Genomic DNA, 568 nt, shown 5'->3' with positions numbered 1-568 from the left:
TCATAAGTAAGCTCTTGGAATTCTCTTAAAATCAAAACGGATTGATGCTGATCTTTTAACTTCAGGAGCTCCTGCCGCAGCGTTTCGCTTTTTACCGTCCGTGACAGATACTGTTCAGGCTGCTCATAAGTTGTTTGCGTTAACCCTTCATTTTTGCTGATATCAGTAAATTGTTATTTGACATCCCTGCGGTACCAATTGATAAAGGTGTGATGGGCAATGGTGTAGAGCCATGTTCTGATGGAAGAATGCCCCCTAAACGAGGCCAGGCCGTTAAGAGCTTTCACAAACGTGTCTTGCGCTAAGTCCTTGGCTGTTTCAAGGTGATGAGTCCTTCTGAATAAATAATTTAAAATTTCTTGATAATACTGCCGATACAAGTCCTCAATGGAATCCCTATGCTTCATTAAAAGTAAAACCACACCGTCATCCAAATGGCCAATAAAATGAAACAGATATACATGGAAGACAGGTATACTTTCATATATCTGATTTGGCTTTCTTCTTCAGCACCGGGACTTCCCTTTAAACAAGTATTACTCTTTAAGTCTTCCGCATTCTTTTGAAA

At 40.0% G+C, this 568-nt stretch carries 2 pseudogenes; both read right to left on the bottom strand.

Annotated elements, in window-relative coordinates:
* Positions 1-407 (bottom strand): annotated as a pseudogene (gene ylaC / locus RVS70_RS21900) (RNA polymerase sigma factor YlaC); the annotation flags it as partial.
* Positions 407-568: pseudogene (locus RVS70_RS21895) on the bottom strand (hypothetical protein); the annotation flags it as partial. The pseudogenes ylaC and RVS70_RS21895, both read right to left, overlap by 1 nt.

This window comes from Virgibacillus sp. M23 (genome assembly GCF_034190895.1).
In the GTDB taxonomy this organism is placed as follows: domain Bacteria; phylum Bacillota; class Bacilli; order Bacillales; family Amphibacillaceae; genus Virgibacillus; species Virgibacillus salarius.
Note: the sequence above shows the minus strand (reverse complement) of the source record. Positions and strands in the feature narration are given on the sequence as shown.